The organism is Streptomyces sp. Wb2n-11, assembly GCF_001049855.1.
In the GTDB taxonomy this organism is placed as follows: domain Bacteria; phylum Actinomycetota; class Actinomycetes; order Streptomycetales; family Streptomycetaceae; genus Streptomyces; species Streptomyces altiplanensis.
The window spans coordinates 2,062,606-2,079,143 of record NZ_CVPB01000001.1 but is presented as its reverse complement, the minus strand read 5'-3'; the positions used below and the strand labels follow the sequence as shown (position 1 = coordinate 2,079,143).

Genomic DNA, 16,538 nt, shown 5'->3' with positions numbered 1-16,538 from the left:
CCTGAATTCTCCTGTACGCGGGGGAGTGCTGGTGAACGGGAAGGTTGTGCGGGGGGTCACTTCCGGCGCTTGTAGAACGGCAGCGCGACGACCTCGTACGGCTCATGCGTACCGCGGATGTCGACGCCGACGCCGGAGGTGCCGGGCGCCGCGTGCGCGGCGTCGACGTACGCCATGGCGATCGGCCTGCCGAGCGTCGGGGACGGGGCGCCCGAGGTGACCTCGCCGACGACCTTGCCGTCGGCGACCACGGGGAAACCGGCGCGCGGGACGCGGCGGCCCTCGGCGACCAGGCCGACCAGCCTGCGCGGCGGCGCGGTCTCGGCGCGCTCGGCGGCGGCCTCGAGCGCGGCGCGGCCGACGAAGTCGCCCTCCTTCTCGAACTTCACGACCCGGCCGAGACCCGCGTCGAAGGGGGTCAGCGCGGTGGTCAGCTCGTGCCCGTACAGCGGCATGCCCGCTTCGAGGCGCAGCGTGTCGCGGCAGGAGAGGCCGGCGGGGACGAGGCCGGCGTCCTTGCCCGCGTCCGTCAGCGCCTGCCACAGCTTCTCGGCGTCGGCCGGGGCCACGAACAGCTCGAAACCGTCCTCGCCGGTGTAGCCGGTACGGGCGATGAGGGCGGGGACGCCGGCGACGGTGCCGGGCAGACCGGCGTAGTACTTCAGGCCGTCGAGGTCGGCGTCGGTGACGGACTTCAGGATCCCGGGGGACTCGGGGCCCTGGACGGCGATCAGGGCGTACGCGTCACGGTCGTCCCGTACGACGGCGTCGAATCCGGCCGCCCGCCCGGTGACCGCGTCGAGGACGGTCTGGGCGTTTCCGGCGTTGGCCACCACCATGTACTCGGTTTCGGCCAGCCGGTACACGATCAGGTCGTCGAGGATCCCGCCGTCCTCCTGGCAGATCATGGTGTAGCGGGCGCGGCCGACGCCGATCGTGCCGATGTTGCCGACGAGCGCGTAGTCGAGGGCGTTCACGGCCTGGGGGCCGGTGACGGTGATCTCGCCCATGTGGGAGAGGTCGAAGAGGCCCGCGCGGGTCCGTACGGCGTTGTGCTCGTCGCGCTCGCTGGCGTACCGCAGCGGCATGTCCCAGCCCGCGAAGTCGGTCATGGTCGCGCCCAGCGAACGATGAGTCGCGTCGAGGGCGGTGTGACGGGGGGCGTTGCTCATGTGTGGGGCTCCCAGGGCAGGGCATGACAGGTGAGGACAATCCTCCCCATCTGTCATCGGAACCTGAGAGGTTCACCGGGAGAGTCCCGGCTTGCACCTTGGGTGGAGCCGCGACACGGCGGCCCGCTTTTCAGATATGCCTCGCCCGCGCGGTACGGGGCCTGAGAGATTCAAGGGAGGGACTTGCTCCTTCGGCGTCCTGGGCACCGGGCACTCCTGGAGTGCTTCTGCGTGCTTCGGACTCTCCCGCGCGGATTCAAGCGGCCGGTATGGAGTTGGCGCGCACATCATTGCACGCATCCTCCGCCGACGGGACGGCCGGGCGGCACCTCGGCACAGACGCAAATCACTTGTGACGCATTACCTTTTCTTTACACTTCTTGGGCAAGGGTGGGGAAAAGGGCGGGGACACCTGACAGGGGGAGTGCGATGACGTTGCAGCGGCCCGGTGCGTACGTGACGACCGCGGGCACCACGCACGGCACGGTGCCCGCACCGCAGGGCGTGCAGGCCGGAGAGAGCGCCCGCCGGCCGGTGCCCACCGTCCGCGACCTGCGCGAGCGGGCCGGGCGCAGCCCGCGGACGCTGGCCTTCGCGGCCGGTGACGTCGTGGTCGTCTCAGGGCTGCCCGGCAGCGGCAAGAGCACCCTCATCCGGCGTACGGCGACGGAGGGGGTGCACCGCATCGACTCGCAGGACGTCCGCGAGCGGTGGGAGGCGCGCATGCCGCGCCTGCTGCCGTACGCGCTCTACCGCCCCCTCGTGCGGGCCGCTCACTACGGCGGGCTGCGGCGCGCCCTGCGGTCCGGCGGGAGCGTCGTGGTCCACGACTGCGGCACGCTCGCCTGGGTGCGGCGCTGGCTGGCGCGCGACGCCCGCCGGCGGGGCGTCGCCCTGCACCTGGTGCTGCTCGACGTGACGCCGCAGGTGGCGCGGGCCGGTCAGGAGGAGCGGGGCCGCGGGGTCTCGGGCTACGCGTTCGCCCGGCACCGGCGGGCGGTGGGCCGGCTGGTCCGGGAGGCGGAGGGCGGCAGACTCCCGGCCGGCTGCGCGTCGGCGGTGCTGCTGGACCGGGACGCGGCGGGGGCGCTGACGGGGATCGGCTTCCCGGCCGGGACGCGGTTCCGGTTAGGGGAACAGCCCCTCGGGGTACCGCCGGCGCCGCGTTAGGGTCGTGCCCGTGGACTACCCAGACATCCCCCTGCCCGCCCACCCGCACGGCGGAGGCGGCTGGCCCGGCAACGAGCTCGAAGAGGTGCTGGCCGCCTCGCTCGGCGCCCCCGCCGCGGGCGCCCGCATCGTCGAGGTGCTGGGGCGCAGCCAGGTGTGGGTGCCGCTGCCGAACGGCGGCGGGCCCGACTCCCCGAATCTCGACCTGCCCACCCTGGACCTCCACGGCGAGGCGTACGTCCCCGTGTACAGCTCCGAGGAGCAGCTGCGCCGGTGCGCCGGGCCCCACATGTCCTTCGCCGTGGCGCCCGCCCGCGAGTTCGCCCGCGGTCTGCCCCCGCAGCTCGGCATCGCCGTGAACCCGGACGGCGCGGTCGGCGTGCCGCTGCCGCCGCCCGCCGTCGCCGAGCTCTGCCGGGCCGGCCGTACGCCGCTGGACGGGCCGGCCACCGGGGGCAGGGTGCGGCTCTTCGAACCGGACTGGCAGGAGGAGCCGGTCGACTTCCTCTCCGCCGCGGCCGGTGAGTTCGAGGAGAGCGGTGTGGTGGTGACCGCCCGCCGGGCGCTCGCCAGTATCGAGGGCGAGTCCCCGGCGCTGTTCGTCGGCGTGCAGCTGGCGACCTGGGAGGGTGCCGACCCGAACGCCCCGATGGACGCGCTCGGCCGGGCGCTCGGCCGGGTCCAGGTGCCCTGGCCGGTCAACCTGCTCCTGCTGGACGTGGCGCAGGACCCGGTCGCGGGCTGGATGCTGGAGAAGGTGCGGCCCTTCTACACGCGCGCCTGACTCGTGCTCTGTGTCGGTGCTGCCGCTTAAGCTGGTGCAACACGGTGGATCGAAGAGGGGCGGGACCCAGGGTGAGCGCGTCAGGCACTGCGGCGGCCGGGCAGGTCGAGCACATGCTGCGCCAGGTGACCCCCGGGCGGTACGACGCGTACGAGGCGCTGCTGCGCGCCCTCGCCGACCCGGCCGGCGGCCGGGTCTGGATGCTGCTCTGGCACGGCCAGGCGGGCTCCCCCGACGCCCAGTACGGAAACATGGAGGTCGACGGACTCGGTTACGCGCCGTGCGTCACCTCCGCCCAGGAGCTCGCCGCGAGCGGCTGGAGCCGGGCGTACGAAGTGGTCACGGGCCAGGACGTCGCCCGCGCGCTCTTCCCCGACCGCTGGGGCATCTGGCTGAACCCGCACGCTCCCGGCGGCGGCGTCGGCATCCCGTGGCTCGATCTGCGGCGTATCGCCACGGGGCTCGACCGGATGCCCGCCGGACCGCTGCGGCTGTCCGAACCCGCCGTCGAGATCCCCCAGTTCTACGCCCTGCTCACGCAGAACGCCCACCGTACGCCCGCGGTCCGCACCCTGCGCCGCGCCTGGGTGCAGCCGGCGCTCGGGGCGCCGTACCTGGCCATCGGACTCGACCTCTACGACACGAGCCCGCAGTCCGTCGACGCGGTGCGCGCGATGATGCGGCAGTCGGTCGGCGCGGTCCCCGAGGGGCTGCCCGTCTCCACCGTCGCGATGTCCGACGCGTACGACCCGGTCGCCATGTGGCTGCGCGCCAACGCCCGCCCGTTCTACGACCGCGAGGCGCAGGCTCCCGCCGCGCCCTCCTCCGCCCCGCAGGGTGGTTACGGCTACCCGGCGCCGCGCGCCTACTGAACGCGCTCGCCCCGCCCGTCTCACTGACCGGCCCGCCCGTCCCACCGATTGTGCGTACAACCCAATTCGGTAGTTCATAGAGGCCGTTGGGCGGCATGTCCGGTCTGGTGCGTAAGGGTGCTTGTGGTCCGCTGAGCCGATCAAGATGTTCGGATAACGGAAGCCCGCAGGCCACATCACGGTTGCGCATCCATTCCCCGCCAGGTCTGGCGGGTGATCGCGAGCTCGTTGAAGACTCCCGCAACAAGGAACGTCGGTCTTGTGTACGGCCCGCTTTCCCTGTGTCACATGCGTTTGTACGACCACCTTCTGCACCACTTGCACCTGCGATGCGAACAAGCCGCTACAGCGGCGGGCGCGGGCCGACCACCGTCGGCCGAGCCGAGAGGGGTCCCCACCACGATGACGGCACCACTGCACGACACGAGCGCGGCGGAGACCGCGGCCGTTGACGTCGCGGCCGATGTCCCGGCGAAAGCCATCGAAGGCCGCTCGCCCTGGAAGATCGCATGGGTGCGTCTGAAGCGCGACAAGGTCGCGCTGGCCGGCGGCGTCGTCGTGTTGTTCCTGATCCTGGTCGCGGTGTTCGCGCCTTTGATCGTCAGCGCGTTCGGCCACCCGCCGAACGACTTCCACGAGGACAAGATCGACCCGCTGTTCGGCACGCCGATCGGCAGCTGGGGCGGCATGAGCTCCGACTTCCTGCTGGGAGTCGAACCGGTCAACGGCCGCGACGTGTTCAGCCGCCTCGTCTACGGGGCCCGGATCTCGCTGCTGGTCGCCTTCCTCGCGGCCCTCTTCGCCGTCGCGCTCGGCACGGTCTTCGGGATCATCGCCGGTTACTTCGGCGGCTGGGTCGACGCGGCGATCAGCCGCGTGATGGACGTACTGCTGGCCTTCCCGCAGCTCCTCTTCATCATCGCGCTGGTCTCGGTACTGCCCAACTCCCTCTGGGGGTTCAGCGGTTCCGGTGTGCGCATCGGCGCGCTCATCGTCGTCATCGGCTTCTTCGGGTGGCCGTACGTCGGCCGGATCGTCCGGGGCCAGACACTCTCCCTCCGGGAGCGCGAGTACGTCGAGGCGGCTCGCAGCCTCGGCGCGGGCCGGACGTACATCCTGTTCAAGGAGCTGCTGCCCAACCTGGTCGCGCCGATCACCGTCTACACGACGCTGATGATCCCGACCAACGTCCTCAGCGAGGCCGCCCTGAGCTTCCTGGGCGCCGGAGTCAAGCCGCCCACCGCCTCCTGGGGGCAGATGCTCTCCAAGGCCAAGGAGTACTACGAGGCGGATCCGATGTTCATGATCGCGCCCGGCGTGGCCATCTTCGTCACCGTGCTGGCCTTCAACCTCTTCGGCGACGGCGTGCGCGACGCGCTGGACCCGAAGGGTTCCCGCTGACCGTTCGTCCCGTATCACCCGCACACGCCCTACGCGCCGCCCCTGCCGATGTGTCAGGAGGCCACCACAACCGTCGGTCCCCTCAAGGGCCGGCACTCTCACGGAGGTTGCTGATCGTGACAGCCAACAGTTCTTCCAGGCGACGGCTCGCCGCAAGTGCGGTGCTCGTCGTCGCCGCGCTCGTCGGTACCGCGGCCTGTGGCGGCGGTGGCAAGGACGACGGGGCCGACGGCGGCGGCAAGGCCCCCGGCTTCAACGCGGCCGTCGGCAAGATCGCGAACGCCTCGGACAAGAAGGGCGGCACGATCAAGTTCATCGGCACGCAGGACGCCGACTCCTGGGACCCGCAGCGCGGTTACTACGGCTTCATGTGGGACTTCGCCCGTTACTACACGCGCCAGCTGATCACCTTCAAACCTTCTCCGGGCACCGAGTCCACCGAGCTCGTCGCCGACATGGCGACCGACACGGGCAAGGTCTCCGCGGACAAGAAGACGTACACCTTCACGCTGAAGGACGGCGTCACCTGGGAGGACGGCAAGCCCGTCACCTCCAAGGACGTCAAGTACGGCATCGAGCGCATCTGGGCCCAGGACAAGATCTCCGGCGGCCCGATCTACCTCCAGCAGGTCCTGGACCCGAAGAAGGAGTACAAGGGTCCGTACAAGGACAAGTCGGCCGACAAGCTCGGCCTGAAGGCCATCGAGACACCGGACGACAAGACCATCGTCTTCAAGCTCCCGAAGCCCAACGGCGACTTCCTCCAGATGCTGGCCATGCCGGCCGCCACGCCGGTCCGCCAGGACAAGGACACGGTCGAGAAGTACGGCCTGAAGCCCTTCTCCAACGGCCCGTACAAGATCGACTCCTACACCCCCAACAAGGGCATGGAGCTGAGCCGCAACCCCAACTGGAAGAAGGAGACCGACACCGTCCGCAAGGCGCTGCCGGACAAGGTCTCGCTCAAGCTCGTCACCAACGCCGACGACATGGACAACCGCCTGATCGAGGGCGACTACGACGTCGACATCAACGCCACCGGCATCAGCCCGGCCGGCCGTACCAAGGCGCTGCGCGACCACAAGGCCAACGTCGACAACCCGCAGACCGGCTTCATCCGGTACGCGGTGTTCCCGCAGACGGTCAAGCCGATGGACAACATCCACTGCCGCAAGGCAGTCATCTACGGCGCCGACCACAAGTCGCTGCAGACCGCTCGCGGCGGCCCGATGGCGGGCGGCGACATCGCCACCAACATGCTGCCGCCGAGCATCAAGGGCGCCGACCCGAAGTACGACCCGTACAACGTCCTCAAGGACACCACGGGCAACGTCGCGAAGGCCAAGGAAGAGCTCAAGGCCTGCGGCAAGCCGAACGGCTTCGAGACCACGATCGCGGTCCGCAACAACAAGCCGCAGGAGATCGCCACCGCCGAGTCGATGCAGGCGTCCCTGGAGAAGGTCGGCATCAAGGCGCAGATCGACCAGTACGACGGTGCGCAGACCTCCGGCATCATCGGCGCTCCCAAGAACGTCGAGAAGAAGAACTACGGCATCATCATCATGGGCTGGGGTGCCGACTTCCCGTCCGGTCAGGGCTTCTCGCAGCCGCTGGTCGACAGCCGCTTCATCCTCGACAGCGGCAACAACAACTTCTCGATGATGAAGGACAAGGCGATCGACGCCCTGTTCGACAAGGCGCTGCTGGAGACGGACCCGGACAAGGCCGCCGAGTTCTACAAGCAGATCAACGAGAAGGTCTCCGAGGCCGCGGTCTACCTGCCCTTCACCTTCGAGAAGAACGTGATCTGGCGCAGCTCGCGGCTGACCAACGTCTACACGGCCGACTCCTACAACGGCCGTTACGACTACGCCTCCATCGGCGTCAAGTGACCGTCCGTTCGCTCCGCCGGCACACCCGCCGCTAAGCCCGAAGGGCAGGTGATGGCCGCGTGCGGCGGCCCGGGGACCCCTCACCGGATCCCCGGGCCGCCGCCGGGCCGACCGTAGTGCTCGCATACCTCATCCGGCGGCTGACCGCCGTCGTCGTGATGCTGCTCGTGGTCACTCTCGTGACCTTCGGCATCTTCTACGTGATCCCGAAACTGACCGGCAGCGACCCCGCCGCGATGTTCATCGGCAAGCAGGCGGACCCGGGCGCGGTCGAAGGCGTCCGGGAGAAGCTCGGCCTCGGCGATCCCATCCTGGTGCAGTTCTGGAACTTCATCAGCGGAATCTTCGTCGGCCGCGACTACACCGGCGGCGGCTCGTCGTTCCACTGCGACGCGCCGTGCTTCGGTTACTCCTTCCGTACCGAGCAGGAGATCTGGCCCGTACTGACCGAGCGGCTCCCCGTGACGCTGTCCCTGGCGGCCGGTGCGTGCGTGCTGTGGGTCATCGTCGGTGTCACGACCGGCATCATCTCCGCCCTCAAGCGGGGCACCGCGATCGACCGTGCGGCGATGACCATCGCGCTGGCCGGTGTGTCGCTGCCGATCTACTTCACCGCGCTGCTCTCCCTGGCGATCTTCCGCACCCAGCTCGGCTGGTTCGACGCCGAGTACGTGGACATCGCGCAGGACCCGCTCGGCTGGTTCAGCGGCCTGGTGCTCCCGTGGGTGACCCTCGCCTTCCTGTACGCCGCGATGTACGCCCGGCTCACCCGCGCCACCATGCTGGAGGTCCTGGGCGAGGACTACATCCGTACCGCCCGGGCCAAGGGCCTGAGCGAACCGGTCGTCGTCGGCAAGCACGCGCTGCGCTCGACGATGACGCCGATCCTCACCATCCTCGGCATGGACCTCGGCGCCCTGGTCGGCGGCGCGATCCTCACCGAGACCGCCTTCAGCCTCCCGGGCCTCGGCCAGGCGGCCGTCAAGGCGATCGGCGACTTCGACCTTCCGCTCATCCTGGGTGTCACGCTCATCGCCGCCGCGGCCGTCGTGCTCGCGAACCTCGTCGTGGACATCCTGTACTCCGTGATCGACCCCCGAGTGAGGCTCTCGTGACCACTGTGCCTGTCCCGGGGGAGGCCCCTGGAGCCCCCTTGACGAAGACCGGTGCGGTCGGGGAGCCCGTACGCACCGGCTCCCCGCAGCCGGACGCCTTCCTCGACGTGCGCGACCTCAAGGTGCACTTCCCCACCGACGACGGTCTCGTCAAGTCGGTGGACGGCCTCTCCTTCCAGCTGGAGAAGGGCAAGACCCTCGGCATCGTGGGCGAGTCCGGATCCGGCAAGTCGGTGACCTCGCTCGGCATCATGGGCCTGCACACCGTCGGCCAGTACGGCCGGCGCAAGGCGCAGATCTCCGGCGAGATCTGGCTGGACGGCAAGGAACTGCTGTCCGCCGACCCCGACGACGTACGCAAGCTGCGCGGCCGCGAGATCTCGATGATCTTCCAGGACCCGCTGTCCGCGCTGCACCCGTACTACACGATCGGCCACCAGATCGTGGAGGCCTACCGCATCCACAACAAGGTCGACAAGAAGGCCGCCAAGCGGCGCGCGATCGAACTGCTCGACCGGGTCGGCATCCCGCAGCCCGACAAGCGGTTCGACGGCTACCCGCACGAGTTCTCCGGCGGTATGCGCCAGCGCGCGATGATCGCGATGGCGCTGGTCAACAACCCCGAACTGCTCATCGCCGACGAGCCGACCACCGCCCTGGACGTCACCGTCCAGGCGCAGATCCTCGACCTGATCCGGGACCTGCAGAAGGAGTTCGGCTCGGCGGTCATCATCATCACGCACGACCTGGGCGTCGTCGCCGAACTCGCGGACGACCTCCTGGTGATGTACGGGGGCCGGTGCGTCGAGCGCGGTCCCGCGGAGAAGGTCTTCTACGAGCCCCAGCACCCGTACACCTGGGGCCTGCTGGGTTCGATGCCGCGCATCGACCGCGACCAGACCGAGCGCCTCATCCCGGTCAAGGGTTCGCCGCCCAGCCTGATCAACATCCCCAGCGGCTGCGCCTTCCACCCGCGCTGCCCGTACGCGGACGTGCCCAAGGGCGGGATCACCCGCACCGAGCGGCCGGAACTCAAGGTGCTGTCCGGACAGGAATCCGCACGGCACTACTCCGCGTGCCACATGGCGGCCGAGGACCGGGCCCGGATCTGGGCCGAAGAGATTGCGCCGAAGCTGTGAGCGAGACGAAGGATCCCGAAGTGACGATCTCGGAGCAGGCGTCCTCCTCGCCGCCGCCGTCCCCCGAGCCCCTGCTGAGGGTCGGCGGCCTGGTGAAGCACTTCCCCATCAGGAAGGGCCTGCTCCAGCGCCAGGTCGGCGCGGTCCAGGCCGTCGACGGTCTCGATTTCGACGTGCGCCCGGGGGAGACCCTGGGTGTGGTCGGCGAGTCGGGCTGCGGCAAGTCGACGATGGGCCGGCTGATCACGCGCCTGCTGGAGCCCACCAGCGGGAAGATCGAGTTCGAGGGCCGGGACATCACCCACCTCGGCACCGGACAGATGCGTCCGCTGCGCCGCGACGTACAGATGATCTTCCAGGACCCGTACTCCTCGCTGAACCCGCGCCACACGGTCGGCACGATCATCAGCGCGCCCTTCAAACTGCAGGACATCACGCCCGAGGGCGGGGTGAAGCGGGAGGTCCAGCGGCTGCTGGAGCTGGTGGGCCTCAACCCGGAGCACTACAACCGCTATCCGCACGAGTTCTCCGGCGGGCAGCGCCAGCGCATCGGCATCGCGCGGGCGCTCGCGCTCAAGCCGAAGCTGGTCGTCGCCGACGAGCCGGTGTCGGCGCTGGACGTGTCGATCCAGGCGCAGGTGGTGAACCTGCTGGACGACCTCCAGGACGAGCTCGGGTTGACGTACGTGATCATCGCGCACGACCTGTCGGTCATCCGGCACGTCTCGGACCGCATCGCCGTGATGTACCTCGGAAAGATCGTCGAGCTGGCGGACCGCAAGGCACTGTACGAGTCGCCCATGCACCCGTATTCGAAGGCCCTGCTCTCGGCCGTCCCGGTGCCCGACCCGCGCAGCAAGCACAAGCGCGAGCGCATCCTGCTCAAGGGCGACGTGCCCTCGCCGATCTCGCCGCCCTCGGGCTGCCGCTTCCACACGCGGTGCTGGAAGGCGACCGAGATCTGCAAGACGGAGGAGCCGCCGCTGATGGCTCTGAAGACCGGTCACCAGGTGGCCTGCCACCACCCGGAGAACGCGCCCGACCAGGCGCCGGAGTCGTCCGTCGTGCTCGACACGGCGCGCGAGGCGATCGCGCTCGTCGACGTCACGCCACCCGCGGCGGCGGCGAAGGCGGCGGGCGAAACCGGGGGCGAAGCCGGACCCGCGGACACGGAGGACACCGGCAAGGAATAGAACCGGCACAATTGCCCGGTGTTCCAGGAACTCTTCACGCCCTCCGTCCAGCATGCGCTCGACCTCGTCGGGATCTTCGTCTTCGCGATCTCCGGCGCCCTGCTCGCCGTCCGCAAGAACTTCGACGTCTTCGGCATCGTGGTGCTCGCAGAGGTCACCGCGCTGGGCGGGGGGCTGCTCCGCGACCTGATCATCGGCGCGGTGCCGCCGGCCGCCTTCACCGACCTGGGGTACTTCACCACCCCGCTGATCGCGGCCGCCCTGGTCTTCTTCCTCCACCCCGAGGTGGAACGCATCCAGGGCTCGGTGATGGCCTTCGACGCGGCCGGGCTCGGGCTGTTCTGCGTCACGGGCACCACCAAGGCGTACGACCACGGGCTCGGCCTGACCGCTTCGGCCGCCCTGGGCCTGGCGACCGCCGTCGGCGGCGGCGTCCTGCGGGACGTCCTCGCCAACGAGGTGCCCTCGCTGCTGCGCTGGGACCGTGATCTGTACGCCGTCCCCGCGATCGTCGGAGCTTCGATGGTCGCCCTGTTCATACGCTTCGACGCACTGAACGCGGTGACCAGCGCGGTCGCCGTCGTCGCGGCCTTCCTGCTGCGCCTGCTGGCGCTGCGCTTCCACTGGCGGGCGCCGCGCGCCTGGCACCGGAACTCGGCTAAGGCCGAGGAAAAATCTGAAGCTACCGCTTAGTAATGTATCGGTGTACGGTGCATGCCATGGCACAGGCATCCATCGGAGACAGCGAGTTCGACCGTGACACCGCCCTCTCCTCGCGCGCACCGGACGAACCGGGCGTCTACGACGCGGAGCTCTCCGAGGGCTGGACGATCCTCCTCGCCGTCAACGGCGGCTACCTCCTCGCCCTGCTCGGCCGGGCGCTCGGCGACGCCCTGCCGCACCCCGACCCGTTCACCGTCTCCGCGCACTACCTGACCCCCTCCGTGCCGGGCAGAGCGGTCGTCCGCACGCAGACCGTCCGCGCCGGGCGCACCCTCTCCACCGGCCAGGCATCCCTCTTCCAGTACGCCGAGGACGGCACCGAGGTCGAGCGGATCCGCGTCCTCGCCTCGTACGGCGACCTCGACGCCCTGCCCGACGACGTCCGCACGGCCGCGAAGCCGCCGGCCATGCCGCCGTACGAGCACTGCCTGGGCGCGGACGCCGGGTCCGTCGTCATCCCGGGGAGTTCGGCCATCACCGGCCGGCTCGACGTCAGGATCGACCCCGCCACCGCCGGCTGGGCCGTCGGCGCACCCTCCGGCAAGGGCGAGATGCGCGGCTGGTTCGGCCTCGCCGACGGCCGTGACGCCGACCCGCTCTCGCTGCTGCTCGCGGTCGACGCCCTGCCGCCGACCTCGTTCGAGCTGGGCCTCAAGGGCTGGACGCCGACCGTCGAGCTCACCACCCACATACGCTGCCGCCCCGCTCCCGGACCGCTGCGCGTCTGCATCACCACCCGCAACCTCGCGGGCGGCTTCCTGGAGGAGGACGCGGAGGTCTGGGACAGCGCGGACCGGCTCGTCGCCCAGTCCCGGCAGCTGGCGCGGGCGCCCCGCGGCTGATTCCCGGCCCCCGGGCGGGCCTCTTCGAGCAGGATGGGCGCCGTGAAATCAGAACGGCTGCTGTCGATACTCCTGCTGCTCCGGACCAGGGGGCTGATCCCGGCCGCCGAGCTGGCCGAGCGGCTGGAAGTCTCCGTACGCACCATCTACCGGGACGTCGAGTCGCTGTCGGCGTCGGGCGTCCCGGTGTACGCGGAGCGCGGGCGGCACGGCGGGATCGCGCTGCTGCCCGGCTTCCGCACCGATGTGACGGGGTTGACCGGTGACGAGTCGCGGGCCCTGTTCGTCCTGGCCGCGCAGGGCGCCCACACCGCGCTCGGACTCGGCGAGGCGCTCGAATCCGCGCTGCGCAAGGTGATGGCCGCACTGCCCGAGCCGCACCGCCCCGCCGCGGAACTGACCAGCCGGCGCATCCTCGTCGACCCGCTGCGCTGGCGGGGCGCGCCACCGCCCGAGGCCGACCTGGCGGAGCTCCAGGGCGCGGTCTTCGCGGACAGCCGACTGCGCCTGAGCTACCGGCACGGCGGAACGGGCCGGGTGCGGACGTACACCGTCGACCCGTACGGACTCGTGGTCAAGGCGGGCGTCTGGTACCTCGTCGCGGACCACGAGGGCAGCCCCGCGCTCTACCGCGCCGACCGCGTGCACGCGGCCACGTCCACCGACGAGCCCGTGCGGCGGCGGCCCGGCGTGGAACTGGCCGACGTCTGGCAGGTGCTGCGGCGCCGGGTGGAGGAGCGGCCCACGGCGGTGCGGGTGCGGGCGAGGGTGACGCTGTCCCGGCTGGAGCTGTTCGTACGCGTCCACGCCTCGCACCTCGCGGCGCGGCCGCAGCCGCTGGACGGGGAGTGGGCGGCGGTGGACCTGGTCTTCGGCTCACTCCCCGAGGCCCGCTCGCTGCTGGCCTTCGGGGAGCGCGTGGAGGTGCTTTCGCCCCCGGAGGTGCGCGCGGAACTGGCCAGGGCGTCGGCGGCGGTCGCGGAGTTGTACGGGGACGGGAACGGAAGCGGGGGCGGGGGTGGCGCCGGGCCCCCGCCCGGCGTCAGTCCAGCCAGTGGCGGCGGCCCAGACTGACCAGGCGCAGCTGACGGCGGGCGAGGGAGGCGGCGGCCTCGACACGCTCGTCCCCGTGCGGCTCGGCCTCCAGGAACGCGGACGCGGTCATCACCATGTGGTCGACGTAGACGTGCGCGAGCATCCGCAGGTCCTCCTCGCTCCAGCCCGCGGAATCGGGCTGCGTGCGCAGCCAGGCCGCCACCTCGTCCGCGAACAGGCCCAGTTGCCCGCCTATCGCGGCCCGCACCCGCGCCACGCCGCCGTGGCGTTCGCGGGCGATGAAGCGGACGTGGGCGGGGTACGCGTGGACGTGGCGGGCGATGAGGCCGACCGCGCCGTCGATGCGCTCGGCGCTGTCGCCGGTCGCGGCGAGGGTCGCGCGGATCACCACGTGCAGGCTGCCGAGAGCCTCGTCCACGAGTGCGACGCCGAGGTCCGCCGTGTCACGGAAGTGCCGGTAGAAGGCGGTCGGGGCGAGACCGACCGCCCGGGTGACCTCGCGCAGGCCGAGACTGCTCAGGCTCTGGTCCTCCAGCAGGACGAGGGCCGCCTCCATGAGGGACCGGCGGGTCTTCTGCTTCTGGGCCTGACGGATGCCGGCGGTGTGACTCATGGCATTCAGTAAACAACTGTTCTCTATTGCCGGAAGCCCCGGGGGGAAGCCTAGACTGGGTAGTCAGTGAACAACCGTACTCTCAGGAGGGGTTCACGTGTTCGTCCTCGTAGCGGCTCTGCTGTTGCTGGGGGTGCTGGTGGGATCGGTGGCGCACGTGCCGGTCCCGGCGTCTCTCGTCGCCGCCGGACTCATCGGTCTCTGGCTGCTGGTCTTCGCCGCCCGTGAGCGTCACGCGCGACGGTCCGTCCGAAGGAGCTGAGCACGCCATGGAGTTCACCGCATCCGCCTCCGCCTCCGCTTCCGCGCGCGCCCGGACCGGCACGCGGGACCCCGACGGGACGGCCGTCGCCTCGTTCGTCCTCGGCCTCGTCGGGCTGCTCGTCTTCAACATCTTCCTCGGGCCCGCCGCCATGGTCCTGGCCTCCCTGGCCCTGCGGCGGGGCACCGGACGCCGGGGCAGGGCGCTGCTCGGCCTCGGCCTCGGGGCGGCCGACCTGGTGGTCCTCGCCGTCCTCGCCTCGGCCGACGGCACCGTGTCCTGGTCCCTCGGCGGCTGACCGGGCGCGACGGGACGAGGGCGGGGCCGGGGGACGGCCGGCGGGCTCGTAGAATCGAGTGCACCATGGCCTACCTCGACCACGCCGCGACCACCCCGATGCTTCCGGAAGCGGTCGGGGCGATGACCGCCCAGCTCGCCGTCACCGGCAACGCCTCGTCCCTGCACGCCGCCGGCCGACGGGCGCGGCGTACCGTCGAGGAGGCCCGCGAGACGCTCGCCGAGTCCCTCGGCGCCCGGCCCAGCGAGGTGGTCCTCACCGCGGGCGGCACCGAGGCCGACAACCTCGCCGTCAAGGGCCTGTACTGGGCGCGGCGGGACGCCGACCCGCGCAGGACCCGCGTCCTGGCCAGCCCCGTCGAGCACCACGCGGTGCTGGACGCCGTCCACTGGCTGGGCGAGCACGAGGGCGCGACCGTCGAGTACCTGCCCGTGGACGCGTACGGACGGGTCCACCCGGAAGCGCTCCGCGCCGCCATCGCACGCGACCCGTCCGATGTCGCCCTGGCCACCGTGATGTGGGCCAACAACGAGATCGGCACCGTCATGCCGGTCCGTGAACTGGCCGACGTGGCAGCCGGGTTCGAAGTGCCGCTGCATGCCGACGCGGTGCAGGCGTTCGGGCAGCTGGAGGTCGACTTCGCCGCCTCCGGACTCGCCGCGATGACCGTGTCCGGGCACAAGATCGGTGGCCCGTACGGCATCGGCGCGCTGCTGCTCGGCCGTGAGTACACCCCCGTGCCCGTGCTGCACGGCGGCGGCCAGGAGCGGCACGTACGCTCCGGCACCCTCGACGTCCCGGCCGTCGCCGCCTTCGCGGTGGCCGGCCGGATCGCGGCCGAGCGGCGCGAGTGGTTCGCCCGCGAGATCGGCGGCCTGCGCGACGACCTGGTCGCGGCCGTGCGCGCCGCGGTGCCGGAAGCGGTCCTCGGCGGCGATCCGTCCCCGGGCGGTCGGCTGCCGGCCAACGCCCACTTCACCTTCCCCGGCTGCGAGGGCGACTCCCTGCTCCTCCTCCTCGACGCGCAGGGCATCGAGTGCTCCACCGGGTCCGCCTGTACGGCCGGAGTCGCCCAGCCCAGTCACGTCCTGCTGGCCACCGGGACCGACCCCGACCTGGCCCGCGGCACGCTCCGCTTCTCGCTCGGGCACACCTCGACCGCCGAGGACGTGACGGCGGTGGCGGACGCGATCGGCCCGGCGGTCGAGCGGGCGCGCACGGCAGGGCTCGTCTGACGGCTGCCGGGCCCCGGCCGCGTCCTGACGGCCGGCTGCGCCGTGACGGGTGACGGACGGCTACGCCTTGACGGGCGGGCCGCCCGCCAGCTCCTCCCGTACCAGCCGCAGGTAGCGGTCCCAGTCCCAGTGCGGGCCCGGATCCGTGTGGTCGGTGCCCGGCACCTCGACGTGGCCGATGATGTGCTCCCGGTCGGCGGGTATCCCGTACCGCCGGCATATCCCGGCGGCGAGGCGGGCCGACGACCGGTACATCACGTCGGTGAAGTCCTCCGGCCGGTCGACGAAGCCCTCGTGCTCGATGCCGACGCTCCGTTCGTTGTACGAGCGGTTCCCGGCGTGGAAGGCGACGTCGAGCTCCCGCGCCATCTGCGTGATGTGCCCGTCCTTCGCGCGCACGATGTAGTGCGCGGCCGCCGCGTGCAGCGGGTCCTTGAAGACGCGCACGGCCGAAGCGAAGCTGCCCTGCGTCACATGGATCACGATCCGGTCGATGGAGTAGTCGGCGGGCCGGTCGGCGGTCCGCAGGTTCGCGGCCGACGCCGCCACCCACCGGGCGCCCTTGTGATCCACCTCTCCCTCCGTGCGCTGCTTGTCGACGCCCGGCACGAGCCACCACAGCCGGGACAGTTCCTCCCCGAACACGGCGGCCGTCCCGCCCACCACGGCCGCACCACCCCCGATGAGCAGGGTGCGTCTGCTCGGCCCTCTGCCCGTGCCTGCCGGCCTCTTGTGTCCCATGAGCCTGATAACGCTTTCGGCCCTGTCGGT

General features: G+C 71.1%; 17 protein-coding genes and 1 riboswitch. Of the genes, 14 read left to right on the top strand and 3 right to left on the bottom strand.

From position 1 onward, the window contains the following. Positions 1-56 precede the first annotated feature (56 nt). The gene (gene gcvT, locus BN1555_RS09140) at positions 57-1,172 is read right to left on the bottom strand and encodes a glycine cleavage system aminomethyltransferase GcvT (RefSeq protein WP_093798903.1); all 1,116 of its coding nucleotides are present in this window, start codon (positions 1,170-1,172) and stop codon (positions 57-59) included. Positions 1,173-1,312: 140 nt separating this feature from the next. Further along, a riboswitch (glycine riboswitch) is annotated at positions 1,313-1,431 on the bottom strand. 170 nt (positions 1,432-1,601) lie between these two features. Here gcvT and BN1555_RS09135 point away from each other — a divergent pair. From BN1555_RS09135 to BN1555_RS09085, 11 genes are all read left to right on the top strand, one after another. Further along, positions 1,602-2,342, top strand: a complete 741-nt coding sequence (locus BN1555_RS09135) for an AAA family ATPase (protein WP_093798902.1) — start codon at positions 1,602-1,604, stop codon at positions 2,340-2,342. A gap of 10 nt (positions 2,343-2,352) precedes the next feature. Then, entirely contained in the window at positions 2,353-3,126 is a 774-nt protein-coding gene (locus tag BN1555_RS09130; protein ID WP_176710001.1) for an enhanced serine sensitivity protein SseB, read from the top strand. Between the two features lie 71 nt (positions 3,127-3,197). Beyond that, positions 3,198-3,998, top strand: a complete 801-nt coding sequence (locus BN1555_RS09125) for an enhanced serine sensitivity protein SseB C-terminal domain-containing protein (RefSeq protein WP_093798901.1) — start codon at positions 3,198-3,200, stop codon at positions 3,996-3,998. 402 nt (positions 3,999-4,400) lie between these two features. Next, complete coding sequence (locus BN1555_RS09120; RefSeq protein WP_093798900.1) at positions 4,401-5,399, top strand: ABC transporter permease; 999 nt, start codon at positions 4,401-4,403, stop codon at positions 5,397-5,399. Positions 5,400-5,515: 116 nt separating this feature from the next. After that, positions 5,516-7,291: an ABC transporter substrate-binding protein gene (locus BN1555_RS09115; RefSeq protein WP_176710000.1), complete on the top strand. Its 1,776-nt coding sequence runs from the start codon at positions 5,516-5,518 to the stop codon at positions 7,289-7,291. A gap of 116 nt (positions 7,292-7,407) precedes the next feature. After that, on the top strand, positions 7,408-8,406 hold the full coding sequence (locus tag BN1555_RS09110; protein WP_093798899.1) for an ABC transporter permease: 999 nt from the start codon (positions 7,408-7,410) through the stop codon (positions 8,404-8,406). 38 nt (positions 8,407-8,444) lie between these two features. Further along, entirely contained in the window at positions 8,445-9,545 is a 1,101-nt protein-coding gene (locus tag BN1555_RS09105) for an ABC transporter ATP-binding protein (RefSeq protein ID WP_093798898.1), read from the top strand. A 20-nt stretch (positions 9,546-9,565) separates the two neighbouring features. Continuing rightward, the gene (locus tag BN1555_RS09100; protein WP_255305949.1) at positions 9,566-10,738 is read left to right on the top strand and encodes an ABC transporter ATP-binding protein; all 1,173 of its coding nucleotides are present in this window, start codon (positions 9,566-9,568) and stop codon (positions 10,736-10,738) included. 18 nt (positions 10,739-10,756) lie between these two features. Then, positions 10,757-11,431 (top strand): trimeric intracellular cation channel family protein, encoded by a 675-nt coding sequence (locus BN1555_RS09095; RefSeq protein ID WP_093798896.1) that lies wholly within the window; start codon positions 10,757-10,759, stop codon positions 11,429-11,431. Between the two features lie 26 nt (positions 11,432-11,457). Next, positions 11,458-12,303, top strand: coding sequence for a thioesterase family protein (locus BN1555_RS09090; protein ID WP_093803289.1), 846 nt, complete (start codon positions 11,458-11,460; stop codon positions 12,301-12,303). Between the two features lie 42 nt (positions 12,304-12,345). After that, positions 12,346-13,377, top strand: a complete 1,032-nt coding sequence (locus BN1555_RS09085) for a helix-turn-helix transcriptional regulator (protein WP_093798895.1) — start codon at positions 12,346-12,348, stop codon at positions 13,375-13,377. Here the strand turns inward: BN1555_RS09085 and BN1555_RS09080 are convergent. After that, positions 13,346-13,972 (bottom strand): TetR family transcriptional regulator, encoded by a 627-nt coding sequence (locus BN1555_RS09080; protein WP_093798894.1) that lies wholly within the window; start codon positions 13,970-13,972, stop codon positions 13,346-13,348. The two genes, BN1555_RS09085 and BN1555_RS09080, sit on opposite strands and share 32 nt — an antisense overlap. A gap of 97 nt (positions 13,973-14,069) precedes the next feature. Between BN1555_RS09080 and BN1555_RS38910 the strand changes: the two genes are divergently transcribed. The 3 genes from BN1555_RS38910 (at position 14,070) to BN1555_RS09065 (ending at position 15,767) form a co-directional block, all read left to right on the top strand. Continuing rightward, entirely contained in the window at positions 14,070-14,234 is a 165-nt protein-coding gene (locus tag BN1555_RS38910) for a hypothetical protein (RefSeq protein ID WP_093798893.1), read from the top strand. A 7-nt stretch (positions 14,235-14,241) separates the two neighbouring features. Next, on the top strand, positions 14,242-14,532 hold the full coding sequence (locus tag BN1555_RS09070; RefSeq protein WP_093798892.1) for a DUF4190 domain-containing protein: 291 nt from the start codon (positions 14,242-14,244) through the stop codon (positions 14,530-14,532). A gap of 65 nt (positions 14,533-14,597) precedes the next feature. Further along, positions 14,598-15,767 carry a cysteine desulfurase family protein gene (locus BN1555_RS09065; RefSeq protein WP_093798891.1) on the top strand — a complete coding sequence of 390 codons (1,170 nt, stop codon included), beginning with the start codon at positions 14,598-14,600 and terminating at the stop codon, positions 15,765-15,767. Positions 15,768-15,827: 60 nt separating this feature from the next. Here the strand turns inward: BN1555_RS09065 and BN1555_RS09060 are convergent, their stop codons facing one another. Then, positions 15,828-16,508, bottom strand: a complete 681-nt coding sequence (locus BN1555_RS09060; RefSeq protein WP_093798890.1) for an N-acetylmuramoyl-L-alanine amidase — start codon at positions 16,506-16,508, stop codon at positions 15,828-15,830. Between the last annotated feature and the right edge of the window lie 30 nt (positions 16,509-16,538).